Origin of the sequence: Holdemania sp. 1001095H_141210_F2, from assembly GCF_015558105.1 — a bacterium.
Classification (GTDB): Bacteria; Bacillota_I; Bacilli_A; order Erysipelotrichales; family Erysipelotrichaceae; genus Holdemania.
On sequence record NZ_JADNPO010000015.1, the window covers coordinates 14,505 to 31,127 of the forward strand.

The window sequence follows — 16,623 nt, forward strand, 5'->3', positions numbered from 1 at the left end:
GGAGGGAAAAAGATGGGCGTGTTTTCAAGAGCGTTGCGTGCTGTTGTCCGAGTGCCTTCGCGATCTGTATTGATTAGCTTGTTATTCGCTTTAATCAGTTTTCTTATATTCATCGGATTCAGTATGCAAACTGCTGGTTCTCAGGCCATTCAAAATGCAAAAAGCAAAATGAACCCGATCATTGTTTTGGAAATAAATACCGATTATTTGCGAAAATTGCAGAATGAAGATCGATTCCAACAACAAAGAGAAGCTAAAACAAGTTTAGCCTTATTGTTAAAAAATGAGTTGATCCTAGCCAGCAATTATCTTGTTTCATATGTGGGAACAAGTTTGAATTTTAAAAGTGTTCCTTCCGAAGAAAGCGGTATATCTCAGACTAAAAGAAATGTACAGGTAATTGGAAATGGGAAACCTGATATGATTGAATTTCATAAGGATTCCTTTGAAATTAAAGAAGGTCGTTTTTATAATGAAGAAGAAGTGCAAAATTTTGCAAGGGTAGCCGTGATTGAGCAAGGACTGGCGCAAGAAAATCAACTGATGCTGGGAGACACGATAGATATTGAGTGGTGTGATGCCGAGGATTTCAGTGCGACTTACCTGAGACCAGAAGATTGCAGAACGACGTTTGAAATTATTGGAATTTATGAAAATAAAGAAAAGGATACTGTCATAAACGGTGGAAAAAGAGCTGACAATCAAATCTTAGTTCCAGGATCGACTTTGGAGGAAATAGTCAGAACTGTCGACTATGCATCCATTTTAGCCATGGGGGATGATGTGGAAGCCGGGAAAAAAGAAGATTTCATGGTAACTCATGAAAATCCTGTGATTTTATTGAAGAACGTTGATTCCATGAGTGAATTTGAACAGATAGCGGAAAATTTTGTATACCCTGTTTATAAATTGAATACAAATAGCGAAGTCCTTGATCGGATTAAGCAACCTTTCAATGTAATTTCTTTCTTTGCAAAGACACTGCTTTATATAGTCATGGTCAACGCGGTGCTTATTTTAACGACTGTTACCGCGCTATTCGTTAAAAAACGTCAAATTGAAATAGGCTCTTTATTGGCTGTCGGTACTCGCCGCCTTTCAGTAATCATTCAGTTTTATTGTGAATTGTTGATGGAGATGTTGATGGGACTGATGATTGCTTTAAGCTTGTCTTTTGTTATTCTTCCATCCTTGGGGCAAAAGGTTTTGGATTTATCCGTTGTGGATGAACAGGAATTTGTTACAGAATATGAATTCAGTCAAGGAAATCATTATTTTACTCAAATGAATCCGCAGGAGGTCCTTGATGAATTTCAAATGAAAGTCGAGCTTAATGTGATTTTGGGTACAGTGGGCTGTGAATTTGCGATCATTTTCCTGAGTTTGATTTTTACAGCTGGAATGATTATGAAATTCAATCCTAAACAAATTTTGCTGGGAATTGAATAAGTCCCGGAAATGACTTCCATTTCACCGGGATTTTCTTTTGTTTCACGAATCACCAGAAACTGGAAAGGCGGACATATCACTTGCCTTGAACAATGTCAAGAACATTACTTGAATTTTATTCTTGTAAAATTCAAGGCAGAGGTGATGAGAATGGAACGAGCGATCGTTCACTGCGATATTAACCATTGTTACGCGCAGATTGAGGAGATGCTGAATCCCGAGCTGAAGCAACGGCCGATGGCGGTCGGCGGCAGTCAGGAAGAACGGCACGGGATCATCCTCGCCAAGAATCTGCATGCCAAGAAATACAAAATTCAGACCGGGGAAACCTTAGACGAAGCGCGGATCAAGTGTCCCCAGCTGCTGATCCTGCCCCCGGATTACCGCCGTTATCAGTGGATTACGGATCAGGTCAAGGCAATTTATCGGGAATATACCGACCGGGTTGAGGAATACGGGCTGGATGAAGCCTGGCTGGATCTGACGCAGTCGCAGCGGTTGTTCGGCCCCGCTTCACAGATTGCCCGAACAATCCAGCAGCGGGTCTATGCGGAACTGGGATTAACGATTTCAATTGGTCTGTCGTTCAACAAGATCTTCGCTAAAATGGCTTCGGATTTCGTTAAGCCCAGCGGGTTTGTGACAATTACCCGGGCTAATTTCCAAGAGAAAATCTATCCGCTGTCAGTGCGGGAGCTGTTTTATGTCGGCGCAGCAACACAGAAGAAGCTGGAAGCCTGGGGGATTACGACGATCAGCGATCTGGCAGGCCGCGACCGGCTGTTCATGCGCCGCTATTTCGGTAAGGTTGGGGAGATGCTGCATTGGTTCGCGTTAGGCGAGGATATCAGCGAAGTCGCACTGGCCAGCGAGGCGATTCCGGTCAAATCCGTGGGCAACAGCGTCACGGCGGTTCATGATCTGCATACGCATGGGGAAGCGCGGCTGGTGCTGCGGGTGTTGGCGGAGTCCGTCGCTTCCCGGCTGCGCGATCAGGGCTTGAAAGGCAAGGGTATCGCTTTGAGCCTGCGGGATATTCATTTATTCCGCTGGAGCCAGCAGCGCAAGCGTGCCCGTCCGACCCAGCTGGCGGAAGAAATTCTGGAGGACGCGGAAATTCTTTTACGCCAAGCCTGGCAGAATGCGCTGCCGCTGCGCAGCATCGGGATCAGCGTATTTGATTTATGTCTGGATCAGACCGGGGAACAGCTGGATTTGTTCGTCGACGAGCAGCACCGTCAGTCGTTATTGCAGCTGGAAAAGACAGTCGACGGGATCCGCCGCCGGTTTGGCTTTGAAAAGATCCAGCGCTGCAGCCTGCTGCTCGACAAGCCGCTGACCAGTTTTAACCCGAAGCAAGATCAGACAATCCATCCGATCGGTTTCCTCAAGGAACCGATTCAGGCCGGCGGCCGATAGTAAAAATTAAATCGGGCCGTGAATCCGCCAAAGCAAGTTCAGACCGAGGGGAAGAAAGGGATTTCAAGCCGCGGACAACTCGCTGTCCTAAACCTGAAAAACCATGATATAATGAATTTAATAAAAAAGAATGGAAAAGGAGATTAGAAATAAGATGAAAAAACCAGTTTTAGTCATTCTGGCAGCCGGTATGGGCAGCCGCTACGGCGGGCTGAAGCAGATAGACGCTCTCGGCAGCAATGGTGAACCGATCATTGACTTCTCGATTTACGACGCGCATGAAGCCGGATTTGACAAGGTCGTGCTGATCATCCGCAAGGAACATGAGGAAGCCTTCCGTAAGAATCTGACCGATAAAGTATCCAGACATATGGAAGTCGAGTTCGCTTATCAGGATCTCAACGACGTGCCGGAGGGAATCACGGTGCCGGAAGGCCGTGAAAAACCATGGGGAACAACCCATGCGCTGCTGGCCTGCCGCAACCTGGACGCTCCGTTTGCGATCATCAACGCCGATGATTATTATGGCAAGGACGCCTTCCGCGTCATCTACAACTTCTTATCCAACGAAGTCAAAGACGGCGAATACGGCATGGTCGGTTATGTGCTGGAAAATACGCTGACAGACCACGGCACCGTTTCCCGGGCGATCTGCGAACGGGATGAAAACGGCTTCTTGCAGAAGATTGTGGAATGCCCGAAGATCGCGAAGGACGGCGACCGCGCGAAGCTGACCAACGACGATGGCAAGACCTGGGAACCGATTGCGAAGGGTTCTGTCGTTTCGATGAATTTCTGGGGCTTTACGCCGAAAATCTTTGAACAGTGCGAGCCGATTTTTGAGGAATTCATCCGTAAGGGTATCGTTGAAAATCCGATGAAGTGCGAACACGTCATTCCGACGGCAATCGGAACGCTGCTGGAACAAAAGGCCTGCACAGTTAAGGTGCTGACCTCCAACGACCGCTGGTTCGGCGTTACCTATAAAGAGGATAAACCGTATGTCGTCCAGTGCCTGAAAGAATATAAGGATCAGGGACTGTATCCATTCGATTTGTGGAAATAATCCACAGTTACTATAAAATAAAGGAAGGACAGTGCTGAAAAGTTATCAGCGTCTGTCCTTTTTTAGTCTGTAAAATCAGAAAGCCAATCAAGCAAGCAGGAATTTCAAGTCTTTATTTCAAATTGGGATGCAGACTGTTGACGCCTGGATAATGCTGCAGGGAAACGTTGGACGGGGAATAAAGACTGCGTCCGTCCAGCGTGAAGCGCGAACCGTGGCATGGGCAGTCCCAGGTTTGATCGGCGGGGTTGTAGTGCAGCGGACAGCCCATGTGCGGACAGGTCAGATCGACCAGAAATTCCAGACCCTCCTCAGGAATGACGACGCCGTAACGGCGTCCATGCAGACGCACGACGGTTCCGGTGCGGCGCGGCTGGTTTTCCGGGGTGACGGTAAAGCGATCCTTGAAGAACGCTTCCGTCAAGGTCGCGGCGTTGCCCAACGTATACAAACTGAATAAATCACCCTTGCGCCGGGCCCGCAGATACGCCGGAATGACGAAGGCCGGATCCTGCACCTGCGCGCTGATCATTTCCGCGGCGATCATCGCCCAGGTATAACCCCATTTGGAATATCCGGATGCGATCCAGTAATGATCCTGAATCTGCCCGATAAACGGCAGGTGGCGGCGGGGAATCAGATCCTGCGCACTCCAGCAGGCCAGCGGCTGATGCACGCCCAGCGTTTTTGCGGTTTGTAACAGCGGTGCGTAAGGATCCTTGGGATAATGATGGATGCCGATGGCCGGACCCGCCAGAATCAAGGTCGGCTGATCCTCTCTGCGCGCAAACCGCAGTGAAAGCGCCTGACCGGGATCGACGGTGTTGAGCATCAGACCGTCGAGGGCCGGATCGCAGCGAAAGGCCGCCGCCGCTTCGCGCTGGTAGTGAAACCGTGCGGCGTACAGCTGCAGCCGGTCAAAGGCCGGGAACTGCGTGGTGAGAATTAAATCCTTGAACCGCAGGCGGTAGCTGCCGTCGCTGATCAGGCAATGGTCCTGAATCTCAACGACCGGGGATTCTTCGTAGAGCGTCACTTTGTCCTTTAACGCTTCCAATAAACCAGCCTGGAACAACCAGGGATCGAGCAGCGCCTGATCCGCCGCGGCCAGCTGATCGGCCCAGGTCAGCGACAGGGGAAAGCTTGGCGGATCGCTCAGCTGGGCTCCGAGAGCTGACAGAGCAGCTTTTTCCTGATTCAGGATCGCCGCGCCTTCTTCGCTCTGCGCCGCTAAAATCGCGCTAGTCCGCTGCCAGCGGCACGCAATGTCCGCCGTGCGGATCAGCTGTTCGTAGTGATCGACGGCCGTGCGGTTGAGCTGGTATACGGATTGCGCGATGTCCGCGGGCAGCGTGTGATACAACGCACCGTGCAGCGCGCTGACCTTACCGGTGTTGCGGGCGGAGTTATTTTCCAGAAAACGCCGTTTTTCAATCACGGTGACGCGCCGGCCGCTGTCTTTGAGCATCCAGGCGCATAACAATCCGGTTAACCCGCCTCCGACAATCGCGATATCGGTTTCCTGATCCTCGTTGAGCTGTGGACATTCCCATAGCGGACGCTGTTTCTGCCAATATGATTTCTGCATCTTCGCTCACCTCGCACTATTCTTCTATTCGTTCCTTAGTATGGACAGGTGAACTGACCTTCAAACAAAAAAACCGGCTCTTCTCAGAACACGGTTTCCAGAAAAGTTTTGATGATGTCGGTGCCGCCGATGAAGGTGCCCAGCGAGCTGAAGACGTTGGCGAGAATGACGACCAGCAGGATCCGGGTCACGCGGTTTTTCCACATGCCTTTAACGGAATTGACGTCTTCGGTCAGATTTTCAAAATCTTTGACCTTCGGCTTGCGTACCGAGGCTTCGACCAGACCGGCGAACCAGCCGGCGGCCAGCAGCGGATTGAGCGAGGTGATCGGCGCCGCCACAAACGCCGTGAGGATCGACAGCGGATGACCGCCGGCCAGCAGCGTGCCGAGGGCGGATAACGTGCCGTTCCATAAGATCCAGCTTTGGATTTGTTCCCAGCCGGCGCTGTGCGAGCTTAGAAAGGTGGCGCAGACCAGCGCGATGATCGCGATCGGAATGCCCCAGCCGATCACTTTGCCCCAGATCGATTTGGGGGGCAAGGAATCCAATTCGTTCAGATCGGCCAGCTTGCCGCTTTCAATCAAAGCGCTGACGCCCGGAACATGCGCCGCCCCCAGCACGGCGACAACTTTTGGTCCTTTGGCCTGGGCAATTTTTGTGGCGAGATATTGATCACGTTCGTGAATCAGGACATCAGCGACGACCGGGAAGCTGTCGCCGACTTCCTTTAACGCGCTTTCCAGCATATCGCTTTGCTTGAGCTGTTCCAGATCCGCTTCCGTGATGTCTTCGTCGTCAAACAGCGAAAAGAGAATGCTGGTGAGCAGCTTGCATTTCTGCCAGAAGCTGTGCTTGCGCCAGATGCGGGAGAACGTCGTCTGGATCCGCCGGTCTGCCAGCACCAGCTCAGCATTCAGTTCTTTGGCGCTCTGGATGCCCTGCATCATTTCCGCGCCGGCGCTGATGTCCATTTTTTTGGCAATTTTCTTCTGGTACGAGCTTAGAATAATATTAGCGAGCAGAAAACCTGTTTTTTTCTGCTTGATGACCTGTACGATATCAGTTTGTTCCCATTGACCCGGATGCATCAGCGACTGATAGCGATCCTCGTCCAATTCCACGCAGATGCTGTCGGGATGAATTTCCTCAAGCGCCTCCTTGACCTGCTGGGCGCTGACCTTGGAAACGTGCGCCGTGCCGATCAAGGTGATTTCTTTTCCTCCGGTTTGTAGAGTAGTCCATTGTTTTTCCATCAAGCCAACCTCATTTCCCGTCTATTGTACCGCAACCTGTTTGGATTTTCCATCTTTTGAAATTCAAACTGCGGTTTCAGGATAAAAAGTGGATCGCCGAGCATACTTCTGGATAGAAAGGAGCCGCTTTTATGAAACCCCAATCACGGATATTCGACATCCTTTTAGCATTTTGCTGGGTGATGATCGTCGTTACCGGTTCGTTGGCGTTAGGATCCTATTGGAGCCGCCGTCCGGTTTCTTCCCTCCAGCCTCAATCCAGCGCCGCGCCTGCCGCTCCGCTGCTGCCGGAACTATCCCAAGCGCTGCCCGACACCGAGCAGCTGATCAGCCAGCTGACGCAGATTGCCAAAGGTCAGTTTACTGCCAAAGGGACGCAGCTGCTGCAGCTGAACCTGTCGGAACAACAGCTGGGGGAATTATTGAAAACTGCGGTCGGCGATATGCTTTCCGATCCGCAGATCACGCTTGAAAACGGCGATGAAGTAACGATTGAAATGACGGTTAACGATCCCGAAGCGCTCGTGAAGCTGTTTCCCAAGCTGAAAGAGTACAGCGCGCTCTTGACGCTGGCGAAGGGCTGCCGCATTGCGGTGGAAGCCAGGCTGAGTGGTCAGGATGACGTAGTCGCCGTAGAGCTGCAGCGGATCAGTCTGGCCGGGGTGGATCTGCCTTCCACACTGGTGAAATCTACGAATACCGCGGTCAATAAGAACTTAAAAACGATTCTCGATAAAATGGACGGATTGCAGATCAGCGTCCTCGAATTGGAAGATCAGGCCCTTCGTTTTGAGGGCACGGTGCCGCAGACTCTTATATTGCAGGGAAAACAGCCATGATGACACAGACCCTCGACGGATCTGTGTTTTCTTTTTGTGAATTTGCAATTCCTGTTTTCCTTTTAATCAGAAAGATTTCTATCTTCAAATTCAATGGCTGCCCGGCAACCGGCGACGGTTGAAAAAACGCCGATCGGCAACGGCCGTCCTTTTTGCCGGATCGCCTGAAAACGGATGAAACATGCCCGAAGGGTTTCAGGCAATTTCAGTTTTCAAGGCTTTTAGAACTGTGCTATAATAATTCAATGAAAGGAGGATTCACCAATGGTTAATTATTACACTACCATTCAGTCGATCCTGAACTACACGCGGATGTTTTTCGACATCCTGATCATGTGGCTGCTACTCTATTACACAATAAAAATCGTTCGGAATAACTCCCGGACGATTCAGATATTTAAGGGAATTGTCCTGATTCTTGTGATCAAAGCGGTCGCCAACGTCTTCGGCCTGAACACGGTCGGCTGGATTGCCGACATGTTTGTGTCGTGGGGCTTCATCGCCGTCATTATTATTTTCCAGCCGGAAATTCGGTCGCTGTTGGAAAAGCTGGGAAAATCCAATGTTTTTTCACGTATTTCCACCCTTTCAGGAAACGAGAAGGAGCATCTGGTCGACGAGCTGGTCAAAGCCGTCATGATTTTGTCCAAGGATCAGACCGGAGCGCTGATTTCATTGGAACAGTCCCATTCCTTAAACGATTATGTCAAAACCGGAACGCCGATGAATTCGATGGTCACCGCCGAACTGCTGACCTCGATTTTTGTGACATCCACGCCGCTGCATGACGGCGCGGTCATCATCCAGGGCGACCGCCTGGCATGCGCCAGCGCATACTTCCCGCCGACCAATCAGGAGCTGCCATCGCGTTACGGCGCGCGGCACCGCGCGGCGATCGGGATCAGTGAAATCACCGATTCCGTAACGATCGTCGTTTCTGAAGAAACCGGCAACATTTCGATTGCCGAGGGCGGACAGATCACGACGGTATCCAAGAAGGAACTGCGCGATTATCTGCTGCGCGTTGTCTGCAACGAGGAAACCGTTGTGCGGGAAAAAACACCAAAGACGCAGACCCGGAAATCCTATTTCGTGATCGACGAACCGCAGTTAGTCGTTGAGAAAGAAATTGAAACGAAAAAGTCAGAAAAAGGCTTGCTGAACAAGATCGCCGTCAAGAAGCAGGACGGCGGGGAAAGCGGCGAAGCGGAGAAAAAGAATGCCGAGCATAAGGGCAATCTGTTCTCCGGGATCTTTAATAAGAAGAAAGACGCGGAAGTTCCGGCAGACCGGCTGAGCGAACTTGAAAAAGAAGAAGAAAACATCAAGCTGCCGAAAAAGAAAAAGAAGAAAGCCCCGTCTTCGTCCATGTTTGAGGACCCGGAAATTCTTGAGCAGCAGATCGCGGCTCAGGAAGCCGAGAAGAAAGCACAGGCTGATGCTGAGATCAAAACTGAGGCTGCCTCGGAAGAACCGGTTCAGGCGGCGGTGACCGAAGTGCTTGAGATTAAAACCGCACAGAGCGAGGATGAAGCCAGAGCTAAGAAAAAGCCGCGGGCCAAAAAGCCAAAGGACGCGGAAGAATCTGTGGAGAACAAGGCGAAGCGCACCCGGAAGAAGGCTGAGGAGAAAGCATCCGAAGATAAAGAAGCCGCGGCCAGAGAAATTGCAGAAATGGAAAACGCCGGGAAAGAAAATCCGGAGGTTAAGGTGAATACCACAACCACCGCCGACATCACTGCCGAAAATCAAAATCATTCCCCGATTGATGATGTCAAGCTGGAATTCAGCGCTTCCGAGGAAGTGAACGAACACTCTCTGGAAGAAGCGGTGAACTCCGCCGATCAGGAAGGAAGTGACAAGCATGAAGAATAACGATCCAAGACAGAATCCGCAGATGAAGGATTCTGAATCCAAGCTGGAGCTGGCGAATAAGATTGCCCGTCAAAGCAAGAAAGTAGTCAAGACCTACGCGACGATCGAAGACGGACTGTTTAAAGGCGTGCGCTGGTTAAGCTCCTGGATCGACCGGATCCTGTTTAATCCGCGGTATGGGAAAATTGTTTCGCTGGCGCTGGCCGTACTGTTGTATCTGACGGTCAATTTTACGAACACCAGTTTGTCCAACAACATCCAGAGTGTATTTGAATTGCCTTCCGTGCCGGTCACGATCAACTACAATTCCGATATGTTTGAAATTTCCGGTTTGCCGGGGGAGGTCGCCGCTTACGTCATGGGTGAGATGTCCGACGTCCAGCTGGTCCGCACGCAGAAAAGCTACAGCGTGGTCGCCGATCTTTCCGGTCTGACCGAAGGCACTTATCAGGTGAAGCTGCAGCCGAAGGATTTCTCCGAGCGGGTCAACGTCAAGCTGGAACCGTCGACCGCGATGGTGACGATCAAAAAGAAAGTCACGACGCAATTTGATTTGAGCTATGACTTTATCAATACCGATAAGCTTGATAACATCTATATTCTGGGTGAACCTCAGTTTGAAGCGACAAAGGTGAACGTCCGGGCCGCTTCCGATACGCTTGACAGCATCGCGTTTGTCAAGGCGCTGATCGACGTTTCCGGCAAGACCGCCGACTTTGAACAGGACGCGGTGCTGGTTGCTTATGATCAAACCGGAACTCCGGTCAAAGCGGATATCATCCCAAGCACGGTGAAGGTCAACGTCAAAGTGACATCGCCAAGCAAGGATGTGCCGGTCGCCGTGGAATTGCAGGGCGAAATGCCGCAGGGCAAAGCGATTGAAGAAATTATCTTCGATCATTCATCCGTCAAGATCTACGCGCAGCAGTCCGTATTGGACAAGCTGGACAAGGTTTCCGTTCAGCTGGACGCGACCAAGCTGACCTCCGATACCAAGATGTATCAGACGATCACCTTGCCGACCGGCGTCCGCCAGATCAATCCGGCTCGTGTGAACATGGATATCAAGCTGGGCGACGCCGTATCCAAGACGATCGACAACGTCGCGATCAATGCCATCAACAATACAAACCGCTACAACGTGCAGACTAAAGATGATCAGATCGCGGTCAGCGTTACGGTCTATGGAACGCAGGCGAATGTGGATAAAATCACCGCCGGCGACATTTATGTATACTTTGATATGAAGGACCTGCAGCCGGGCGAGCAGGAAGTCACCTTGCAGGTAAATCAGGATGCAGGGACTTATGTGAAGTACACGCTGCAGCAGGCATCCTTAACCGTCAACGTCACGGATCCAGGCAATTCCGCGGCAGCTGATGACAATGACAGCGATGGAGGAACAAATTAATGGGACGTTATTTTGGAACTGACGGCATCCGAGGCAAGGCCAATGAAACGCTGGACGTACAGCGGGCCTTCCAGGTCGGACGGTATTTGGGCTACTACTTTTCCAGGCAGGGAAAAGGCCGGATTCTGGTAGGCAAGGACACGCGCCTGTCTTCCGGTATGTTTGAAAACGCGATCGCAGCCGGTGCCTCGGCCAGCGGCGCCGATGTGTATTTGTTAGGCTACTGCCCGACGCCAAGCGTGGCGTATCTGGTCAAGCGCGAACAGTTCAGCTGCGGCGTGATGATTTCCGCCAGCCACAATCCGTACTATGACAATGGAATCAAGGTGTTCTCCCAGGCCGGAATTAAGCTGTCCGCTGAAATTGAAGCTCTGGTAGAAGACTATATCGACAATCTGACGGAAATCCCGCTTGTCAGCGGCGAGAAGATCGGCCAGGTCATCCGCTATGACGAAGGTGTGGAGCATTATCTGGACTGGCTGGAATCATTGTTTGATTTCCGGCTTGAACAGTTCCATCTGGCGCTGGATCTGGCCAACGGTTCGGCGACGACGACCGCGGAGAAGCTGCTGCGGCGGATGGGCGCGCACTGCACGGTGATTCACAGCGAGCCCAACGGCGTTAACATCAATACCCAATGCGGTTCCACGCATCCGGAGTCGCTGCAGGAACTGATGAAAAGCGGGATCTTCGATCTGGGACTGGCGTTTGACGGCGATGCAGATCGTTTGATCGCCGTGGATCCGCAAGGCAACCTGATCAATGGAGATTACGTTCTGTATATCTGCGGGAAATATCTGAAAGAAAACGGACATCTGCGCGGGAATACGGTTGTCAGCACAGTCATGGCGAACCTGGGTTTCTTCAAGGCGATGGATCAGCTGGGCATTGCGACGGAATCGACGCAGGTCGGCGATAAATACGTTTATGATTGCATGGTGAAAAACGATTACATGCTTGGCGGTGAACAGTCGGGTCATATCATTTTCAAAGAACATGCGACAACCGGCGACGGCCTGCTGACGGCGCTGAAGCTGTTGGAAGTGATGCACAAAACCGGCAAGAATATCCGGGAGCTGGAGGAAGGACTGAAGATTTATCCGCAGCTTCTGGTCAATGTGCCGGTGAAGGACAAAGAGGCGGCGATGCAGGCGGAACCGATCGTAAACGAAGTTGCGGCGATCAATGAGGAACTGCACGGCAATGGCCGGATTCTCGTTCGTCCTTCAGGCACGGAACCGTTAGTGCGGGTCATGGTCGAAGCGGAAAGCGATGAGCTGTGTCATCATTATGTCTACCGCGTCGTCGATTTGATTGAAAAATCGGGACTGTAAGAGAAATTACGGCAAAGCCGGGAAATGAAAGGGAAGGTGGATTCAGCGGCCTTCCCTTTTTACAAGCTTCCAGCGCTCTCTTTGATTTGATGATGCCATGGCTGCGGGCTTCAGAAAAATATAGCTTTCCGAAGCTGGAAACGATACAATAAAGAAAGATAAGACAGCGGGAGAGTCCGGCTTGTTAATAAAAGAAAGAAGGTATTCCAATGAAAGAGAATCGTTATGATGATCCGGATTTTTTTGAAAAATACAGCCGTATGAGCCGTTCGGAAAAAGGATTGGCGGGCGCCGGGGAATGGCCGGTGCTGCAGGCGATGCTGCCGGATTTCACTTTGAAGCAGGTATTGGATCTGGGCTGCGGTTATGGCTGGCATTGCCGGTACGCGATGGAAAACGGCGCGTCTTCCGTGCTGGGTATTGATCTGTCGGAAAAAATGCTGAATCAGGCGCGAAAAGTGAATCAGCTGGAGGGGATCGAATATCAACAATGTGCACTGGAGGATTATGCTTATCCTGCGGAAATGTTTGACGTCGTCATCAGCTCGCTGACGCTGCATTACATTGAGAATCTGACAGCTTTGTTCCAAAAAGTCGCCCAGACGCTGCGGCGGGGTGGGGAATTCATCTTTTCGATGGAGCATCCGGTCTTTACCGCGGAAGGCAGCCAGCAGTGGCTGGATCAGACTTCTGCCGGCAATCCAGTGTGGCCGGTTACCCGCTACTTTCTGGACGGTCGCCGGGATTCGATCTTTTTAGGTGCAGCGGTTGTGAAATACCATCATTCGCTGACGACGATCGTGCAGGCGCTGCTCGTGAATGACTTTGAACTGGAGGATATCCGTGAGCCTCAGCCGACACCGCCGCGGCCGCCGCCTTCGTTTTCTTTTTTTATCCTGATTCCTGTTCGGGGTTTCGTGGATTTCCCAGCTTAAATTTGATACAATGGAAACGTGGGGTGAGATGCAGTGAAGAAAGTAATAGCGATTGTAGAAGATGAAAAAGATCTCAATGAACTGGTCAAGCGGTATCTGGAAAAGGAAGGCTATGAAGTCCGATCTTATTTGACTTACGAGGAAGCTTCCGCCCATACCTCGGACGACGACGTACATTGCTGGATTCTGGATATTATGCTCGACGATAAAAGCGGTTTTGATCTGATTGAAGAAATCCGGATGCAGTCTCCGGAGGTGCCGGTCGTATTCATGTCGGCGCGCGATAAAGAATTTGACCGGATTATCGGTCTGGAAAAAGGCAGCGACGATTACATCACCAAGCCATTCTCGCCGAAGGAACTTGTGCTGCGCATTAACAACATCATGAAGCGGACATATAAGGAAGATGCCAACCGGATTGTGATTGATGGGTATGAAATTGACGAAGCGCAGCGGCTGGTATTTGAGAAGGGCCGGGAGCTGGATTTGACGACCAAGGAATTCGACCTGTTGATGCTGTTTGTAAAAAACAAAGGCACCGCCTTTCTGCGGGAACAGATTCTTGAACAGGTGTGGGATGTAAACTATTTCGGTTCCGATCGGGTTGTGGACGACACGCTGCGGCGGCTGCGCAAGAAGATGCCGAATCTGAGTATCCATACGATCTACGGCTTCGGCTACCGGCTCGGATAAATGAAGCGCCTGCGCATTTGGCTCAAGGAGCTGTCGCTGTCTCAGCAGCTGCTGACGCTGATCTTTCTGGTCGTTACCGTCTTCACCGTATTCTTCTTCGTCTATCTGTCGGAGAGCGTGAATGAATTTGTTGAAAAACAGATGTACAGCATGCTGCACCGCGCCCAGAACAATATCGCCTTCAACTATTCGATGGATATGGACATCGAAGAAATCGCTGAAAATACCGATCCCAGCATCATCCATTTATTTTATGATAAGGAAACCCGCCAATTTTCCAAAATTGGGACAATGACGTTGGATCCGCAGCTGACCTCTCATCTGCTGGAAGAAGCTGACGGTTTAGCTCAGGAGGTGGCGGACCGCGCCTATGTGCAGGACCGCAAGACGTATTTCTATTCGTTGGTGAGACTGGATTCTCATACAATTTTAATCTCACTGATGAGCGACAGCTACCGCAGCGATTTTAAAAACATGCTGCTCAACAGCGTGATCAATCTCAACGTACTCGTTGTGTCGCTGTTGTTTGTCTGCCTGATGTTGTGGATCAGTTCCTTGATCCATCCGCTGAATCAGATCCGCAATTATATCGAAAAGGTCAGCCGCGGCGAAGACGCCGAGCTGCATATCGAGCGCCGTGATGAGATCGGCCAGGTGGCCCAGGCGTTAGTTGCGATGAAGGATGAACTGGATAAACAGGAGAAAATCAAGGAAGAAATGATCCAGAATATATCGCATGATCTGAAAACGCCGATCGCGACGATCAAGTCGTACGGCGAAAGCATCAAAGACGGAATTTATCCATATGAGACGCTGGAAAAGAGCGTCGACGTTATCATCGAGCACGCCGATCGTCTGGAAAAAAAGGTTTACAGCCTGATCATGCTGAACAAGCTGGGTTACCTGACTGACGATGGCATGGCCGGGGATACGCTGGACATGAGTTCGGTGATCAACAAAGCGATTTTGTCTTTAAAAGTCATCCGGCCGGAGCTGGCGATCACAACCCATCTGGAAAAGATTTATTTCCATGGCGAGGAGGATCCGTGGCGGGTTGTCGTCGAGAATCTGCTGGATAACTCTATCCGTTATGCTACCCATGAGATTGTCATTACCTTAAATGAAAAAGAACTGACAGTCGCTAACGACGGACCGTTAATGAGCGAGGAACGGCTGAACAAGCTGTTTAAACCGTATGAAAAAGGAACGGATGGTAAATTCGGCCTTGGCTTGTCGATCGTCTACCGCGTCTGCACGACCTACGGATATCGGGCAGAGGCAGAGAATCTCAACAATGGCGTTATCTTTAGAATCTCCCGACCGGGCGGACTGAAACGTGAAAAGCCGCGGAAGCTGGAAGGGAAATTCAAGGGAAAAAAGGAGAAAATCCGGGAGGAAAAGAATGAAAATTCAAACAGTTAAACTCAACATCAATCCCCGCGAGCCGATCCGGGCGGCGGGCTTTGCGCAGCAGGTCGCACCTTTGGATACCGTGCGCGATCCATTGTTTGCGCGCGTCCTTGTGCTGGAACAAAACGGTTGCCGCTATGTGCATGCCGCATTGGACTCGCTGCAGGCGCCGATTGCGTTAGTCAATGAGGTCCGCGAACGTCTCGAACAAGCCTGGGGATTACCGACCCATGTGATCATCAGCGGAACACATACCCATTTTGCACCGGATATGCGCGTGGAAAGCTATCGCAATCAGGTTCGCGATCAGTTGTGCGAAGCCTTGATTCCCTTGACGCTGCGGGAAGCGGAGCTGACGTGCAGCTATGTGAGGGAGCCGTTTACCCAAGTCGGCCAGAGCCGGATCAGTCACTGGACAACTGATCAGATTTTCGCGCATGCGCTGTGCTTCTATGAAAATGACAAACGGATTGCTTCCTTGCTGATCTATAACTGCCATCCTACTTCATTAAATGGGGACACGCCGTTTTTCACCTCGGAATATCCCGGTTATGCGATGCGTCAGCTGGACGCGAAGTATCCGGGCGAGTTCTTCTCCTTCTTACAATCTGCGGCCGGCGACGTCAGCACCCGCTTTACCCGGAAGGAACAGACCCCGGCCCAGATGGAACACTTCGGCGCGGTTATGGCGGAAGAGTTTGAGCGGCTGTTAGCCCGGCCCGCTGAGAAATACCCGGTAGAACTGGATTATGCCGAACGTGTCGTTGAGCTGAAGCATGAGCTGAAAGATCCGGCAGATCTGGTGATTCCGGATTATTACAGCGAGCGGGAGCGGATTACGCTGCAGTATGGCATTGAGCGAAGCCGTGAGAACCTGGCCCATCCCGAGAAACTGCGTCATCAGACGACATTCACAGCGTTGAAAATCGGTCCTTTCCGGTTGATCTTCAGTGAATTTGAGCTGTTCAGCGAGTACAATACCGCGACCCTTCCTGGCCGCAGTGCCCTGATCTGTTATTCCCAGGGGTACAGTCACTATGTCGCGGGTCCATCGTTTGACGGCATGACCTATGAATCACTGCAGGATACGCTGAGCGCAGATACCCGCCGCGCGTTTTTGGACGTAATCCGTCAGCTTTCAGAAAATTAATCAATTCAAAACTTGGATCCGGGTATGACATTGGGAGCGCACCGCAAAAATCAGGATTCAGAAAACAGTCATCCAGGAGTGAGGGGCTTCAAGATGAACGATATGATTTCCGATTTGATCACAGTGCTCAATTAAGCCGAGAACGTCAGTTTTTAAACAAACTGGCGTTTTTGTTTTTATTTCGATCCAATCGAAACT

At 50.9% G+C, this 16,623-nt stretch carries 13 protein-coding genes; 11 read left to right on the forward strand and 2 right to left on the reverse strand.

Going from position 1 to position 16,623, the window contains the following annotated elements:
* Nucleotides 1–12 precede the first annotated feature (12 nt).
* The 3 genes from I2G61_RS10165 to I2G61_RS10175 all read left to right on the forward strand — a co-directional run bounded on the left by I2G61_RS10165 (nt 13) and on the right by I2G61_RS10175 (nt 3,934).
* Nucleotides 13–1,449 (forward strand): ABC transporter permease, encoded by a 1,437-nt coding sequence (locus I2G61_RS10165; protein ID WP_195548246.1) that lies wholly within the window; start codon nt 13–15, stop codon nt 1,447–1,449.
* 141 nt (nt 1,450–1,590) lie between these two features.
* Complete coding sequence (gene dinB / locus I2G61_RS10170; RefSeq protein ID WP_195548247.1) at nt 1,591–2,868, forward strand: DNA polymerase IV; 1,278 nt, start codon at nt 1,591–1,593, stop codon at nt 2,866–2,868.
* 154 nt (nt 2,869–3,022) lie between these two features.
* The gene (locus tag I2G61_RS10175) at nt 3,023–3,934 is read left to right on the forward strand and encodes a sugar phosphate nucleotidyltransferase (protein WP_072684743.1); all 912 of its coding nucleotides are present in this window, start codon (nt 3,023–3,025) and stop codon (nt 3,932–3,934) included.
* A 112-nt stretch (nt 3,935–4,046) separates the two neighbouring features.
* On the opposite strand, the gene I2G61_RS10180 is transcribed toward I2G61_RS10175, so the two are convergent.
* Together I2G61_RS10180 and I2G61_RS10185 are read right to left on the reverse strand one after the other, a co-directional pair.
* On the reverse strand, nt 4,047–5,522 hold the full coding sequence (locus I2G61_RS10180) for an FAD-dependent oxidoreductase (RefSeq protein ID WP_195396043.1): 1,476 nt from the start codon (nt 5,520–5,522) through the stop codon (nt 4,047–4,049).
* 83 nt (nt 5,523–5,605) lie between these two features.
* Nucleotides 5,606–6,778 (reverse strand): TraB/GumN family protein, encoded by a 1,173-nt coding sequence (locus I2G61_RS10185; RefSeq protein WP_195396044.1) that lies wholly within the window; start codon nt 6,776–6,778, stop codon nt 5,606–5,608.
* Between the two features lie 131 nt (nt 6,779–6,909).
* Here I2G61_RS10185 and I2G61_RS10190 point away from each other — a divergent pair, with 131 nt between their 5' ends.
* The 8 genes from I2G61_RS10190 (at nt 6,910) to I2G61_RS10225 (ending at nt 16,425) form a co-directional block, all read left to right on the forward strand.
* A complete protein-coding gene (locus I2G61_RS10190) occupies nt 6,910–7,617 on the forward strand; it encodes a hypothetical protein (protein ID WP_072684746.1) in 708 nt (235 codons plus the stop codon).
* 264 nt (nt 7,618–7,881) lie between these two features.
* Nucleotides 7,882–9,492 carry a diadenylate cyclase CdaA gene (gene cdaA / locus I2G61_RS10195; protein WP_072684747.1) on the forward strand — a complete coding sequence of 537 codons (1,611 nt, stop codon included), beginning with the start codon at nt 7,882–7,884 and terminating at the stop codon, nt 9,490–9,492.
* On the forward strand, nt 9,482–10,903 hold the full coding sequence (locus I2G61_RS10200) for a YbbR-like domain-containing protein (protein WP_072684748.1): 1,422 nt from the start codon (nt 9,482–9,484) through the stop codon (nt 10,901–10,903). The genes cdaA and I2G61_RS10200 overlap by 11 nt, the downstream gene beginning before the upstream one ends.
* A complete protein-coding gene (glmM, locus tag I2G61_RS10205) occupies nt 10,903–12,237 on the forward strand; it encodes a phosphoglucosamine mutase (RefSeq protein WP_195396046.1) in 1,335 nt (444 codons plus the stop codon). Before I2G61_RS10200 ends, glmM begins: the two co-directional genes overlap by 1 nt.
* 209 nt (nt 12,238–12,446) lie before the next feature.
* Nucleotides 12,447–13,172 carry a bifunctional 2-polyprenyl-6-hydroxyphenol methylase/3-demethylubiquinol 3-O-methyltransferase UbiG gene (locus tag I2G61_RS10210; protein ID WP_195548248.1) on the forward strand — a complete coding sequence of 242 codons (726 nt, stop codon included), beginning with the start codon at nt 12,447–12,449 and terminating at the stop codon, nt 13,170–13,172.
* A gap of 33 nt (nt 13,173–13,205) precedes the next feature.
* Nucleotides 13,206–13,865, forward strand: coding sequence for a response regulator transcription factor (locus I2G61_RS10215; RefSeq protein WP_072684751.1), 660 nt, complete (start codon nt 13,206–13,208; stop codon nt 13,863–13,865).
* Nucleotides 13,866–15,287 carry a HAMP domain-containing sensor histidine kinase gene (locus I2G61_RS10220; RefSeq protein ID WP_195548249.1) on the forward strand — a complete coding sequence of 474 codons (1,422 nt, stop codon included), beginning with the start codon at nt 13,866–13,868 and terminating at the stop codon, nt 15,285–15,287.
* A complete protein-coding gene (locus I2G61_RS10225; protein WP_195548250.1) occupies nt 15,268–16,425 on the forward strand; it encodes a hypothetical protein in 1,158 nt (385 codons plus the stop codon). The genes I2G61_RS10220 and I2G61_RS10225 overlap by 20 nt, the downstream gene beginning before the upstream one ends.
* The last annotated feature ends 198 nt before the right edge of the window (nt 16,426–16,623 follow it).